Below are 3,683 nucleotides of genomic sequence, written 5' to 3'. Positions count from 1 at the left end.
CGCCAAAGCCAAGCCGCGGCATTTTTACGCCATTGTTTAAAATTACATATTTTTCCATAATGTTATTCCTTTAGTTAAAAACTATTTTGTAATCATTCTAACATGGGTAATTAATATCATTGATGAAATAGTACTTTACAGATCAGAAAAAAAGACGATCATTTCGATCGTCTTCTTTTCTATTCAATTTTGCGTGAGCCTATTTAAAGTTCACTACTTTGACGTAGCGTTTGTTGGTTGACGTTGCGCCTTCAATCCGGTAGTAGCGCTTGCCGTTTTTGAACTTGTAAGAGCCACCATATGTGGTAATGGTATCGCCCTTTCTCAGCAAAGTTCTATCTGCACGACGTTTACTGGTTGCATAAATATAAGCGTTACGAGTTAAAGTTCTCTTAGTGCCGTCAATATTACCGACTTTAATGTAATCGCCCGTACCTTGAACGTTGTAGTACATTGAACCCTTAATATTCTTCTTAACAGCACTCAAAGTCAATTGACGGTATGCATAATACTTCTTGCCTGTCGAATGACCATCTGAATTATATGCAATAGCTGTATGCATTAAAGTCTTGGTCACTGTCTTGGCTTGACCATCCTCATTTGTTGCAGATTCTGGGTAAGTTCCATCAACAGACTTAGTTTCAATAAACAAATCTGAATCTGGGCCATTCAATCTAGTATATGAAATACCATTAATTTCTACAGTGCCAAAAGTTGCAACGGTTGTACCACCATCTAAAACATATGAACCATATGAATTATGAATCACCTTACCATCACGAATAGTATAAAGGGTTACATTGCCTCTCACTTGTGGTTGAGCTACTGCATAAGTTGCATTAGCCCCTTGATTACCTACGATAACTTGAAAAGTTAAAGCAGTAGATTTTCCCGCTTTATTTGTAGCTAAAACTCTAACAGGATATTTTCCAGCAATATTAGTATACAAATCACCCGTGTAAACTACGATATTTACTTTTGAATTATCTGTACTTGATTCGGTAGCAGAAAATGCATTTTTAACATCTTGGATAAAAGTACTACTTCCCTTTAAAGGAACTCGGCTAAATGAAGAGTTTGCGATTGCCGCAGTAATATCTTGATTACTGTCATACTTTTTGCCGTTATAAGTAATTACTGGATTCTCAGCATTACTATTGAGAGTTGTAGTAGTTGACGTAGTATCAGCTGCATGGACTACCGCTGGGCTTACAACTGGAGCCACTGCAAGGAGGGCTGCTGCAGCTAAGCTAATCATTTTTATTTTCCTGGTCATTTTATTTACTCACTTTCTATATTTTAATAAAGAAAAAGTTTCTAGTCAGTTTCTAGCTAACTAGAAACTTATGATGTAGTAATTAAAAATTACCAACTAATCTTATAAATTCTATTCATAACTGTCAAATTAGTTGAAGTATCCATATCATGATAAGCTACAGTTAACCAAACATTATTATCAATCACTTGAACACTCTCAAACTCAGTTTGATAGTTTCCACTAAAACTATTAATTGTAGAATTGGAATCTAACCGAACAAAATCCCATTCACTTGGATTTTGGCTTCCCCATGGAATTTTTACAATTTTTCTTGAAATATCTTCATAACCTGGACTATGTTGACTGGATACATAAATATAGTTTGCTCCATTATCAATATCATACCCCTGAATAGAACCAATATTATCTACAAAGCTTGGAATAATAAATGCTTTTACACTAGTAAGTGTCTGGATATTTACATCATTAACTCCTGCATTATCAAGTGCAGTATTAATATCATCTAAATAATAAATTGAAAAGTATCCAGTATTGTATCTATCAATAGTTGCAATCATGAAGTATTGATAGTCTGGAGAAACAGCAGCTTCAACACGTTTCAAGTCAGCACCAGCATAATTGATGCCTTGTTGAGAACCAGCTCTATTTAAATATGACAAACGCGGTAATTGAGTATTACTCGTATAACGACTGGTAGAAGAAGAAATATGTACTCTAGCAATTTGGGTAGTCCACTTATTCTTTGGTTTAGTACCTACAAACCATTCGTTGGTTCTATTAGCATATTCCCAAGTTTGAGTGTGACCACCAGCAGTTGCACCATTTTGACCATCCATGATCAAAATAGGGTTATTCTTGTTGAAAGGAACATATGATTCCTTATTAGCACGAAATACATAAATATCTTGTTGACTATTCCATAATTGCTCAGCATAAATATAACGACTTGCAACGTTACCCTTTTGGACAACTACACGACGTAAAACATTATGATCAGGACTATTTAAAGTATAATAGTTTGGATCAACATAAGCATCATAAATATCTGACATAAGAAATACCTCCTCGATTAAGAAGGCTCTAATGCTCTAAGATACTTTCTTAAAGTATCTAAAATTATACATGCTCTAAAAATCGTTTTGCTTTAAATTCCTAATAATAGAATTTTATTTTATATTTGATATTGATTTTAATAATGCAATCAATATTTTTGTCCCACCAGTCATTAAAGTTCCATTCCAAATAAATTTAATTAAGATTCGCATATATTTATTAAACATACGGTTATTCACTTTCTATAAAAATATATATTTTTATTATTTTACAGTAATGTAATCTATTTAATTGCAAAATTCCTATTTATAGGAATTTAGAGAATATATTTAACAAAAAAGTTTTATAACTTGATATTTAGAATAACTAGAAAGTGCAATGGTTATGATAAAAAATATCTACGGTGCAAAATTTCGAGAATTAAGAAAACAACAAAATATTACACTAACAAAAGCAGCTAAAGATATTACATCAAAATCGACTCTATCTCTATGGGAAAATGGAAAGGATAATCTTTCTTTTAACCAAGTACTCGAATTACTCAAACATATTCATACTCAACCCATTGAATTTATTGAAAATATCATTTCTTCAGACTTATTATCTTTATCCGAGAAGATTCACTTAGCATACGTAGCTAGTGATACTGTTACTCTACATAGATATGTAATCAAAAAAAGAGAATTATCAAAAAAACATCCCCAAAATAATGATATATTTTTGGAATACTGTTTTACCTGTATGTTTTATCAAGATTTGAGTTCTGACAATATATTTACTAAATATGACAAAATAAGACTAACCAATATTCTAACTAACATCTCAGAATGGAATTATAAAAATATTTTTTATTTTGGTAATACATTGGGATTATTAGATCCAGAAAATATTAATCGGCTATGTAGTTCTTTGATTACCTATTCAATTAATGAAAAACTTTATCATCAACGCTGGTATGATGAAGTTTTAGCTGCCATTTTAAACTCAATTTCAATTTTAGTCAGAAGAAATTATCTATTAGCTGAAAAACTACTAGATAGATTTGACCAAATGAAGGTTTCAGACGGATATGCTTGCGAAAAAATGCACGCTCAACTATATCGTGCATTTATAACATATATTAAAACTAAAGATAATAGAAGAATTTACGAGATAATCAACGCATGTAAGGCATTAAATCTCAAAGCACTTGAAGATGGCTTCATCACTGGCTTCAAGCAAATTAAACAAATTTACGGATAATTTTACTCTAATAACTAACCCTCAGATACCAAAAGACGATCAATCCAACTCTTAATTTGAGTTGCTTGACCGTCTTTTTCTTATTCTTTTTATTTTTGAACAAAGATGA

General features: G+C 31.7%; 3 protein-coding genes. 1 reads left to right on the top strand and 2 read right to left on the bottom strand.

Annotation, left to right across the window (positions count from 1 at the left end; genetic code table 11):
* Nucleotides 1–199: 199 nt before the first annotated feature.
* Both HMPREF0518_RS02385 and HMPREF0518_RS02380 read right to left on the bottom strand, forming a co-directional pair.
* On the bottom strand, nucleotides 200–1,258 hold the full coding sequence (locus HMPREF0518_RS02385) for an SLAP domain-containing protein (protein WP_023191797.1): 1,059 nt from the start codon (nucleotides 1,256–1,258) through the stop codon (nucleotides 200–202).
* A 107-nt stretch (nucleotides 1,259–1,365) separates the two neighbouring features.
* Nucleotides 1,366–2,331 (bottom strand): helveticin J family class III bacteriocin, encoded by a 966-nt coding sequence (locus HMPREF0518_RS02380; RefSeq protein ID WP_003625721.1) that lies wholly within the window; start codon nucleotides 2,329–2,331, stop codon nucleotides 1,366–1,368.
* Nucleotides 2,332–2,716: 385 nt separating this feature from the next.
* Here HMPREF0518_RS02380 and HMPREF0518_RS02375 point away from each other — a divergent pair, with 385 nt between their 5' ends.
* Nucleotides 2,717–3,574 carry a helix-turn-helix domain-containing protein gene (locus HMPREF0518_RS02375; protein ID WP_230478142.1) on the top strand — a complete coding sequence of 286 codons (858 nt, stop codon included), beginning with the start codon at nucleotides 2,717–2,719 and terminating at the stop codon, nucleotides 3,572–3,574.
* Nucleotides 3,575–3,683: the final 109 nt, after the last annotated feature.

Origin of the sequence: Lactobacillus helveticus DSM 20075 = CGMCC 1.1877 (assembly GCF_000160855.1) — a bacterium.
Taxonomy (GTDB): domain Bacteria; phylum Bacillota; class Bacilli; order Lactobacillales; family Lactobacillaceae; genus Lactobacillus; species Lactobacillus helveticus.
This window is presented reverse-complemented; position numbering and strand designations above follow the sequence as displayed.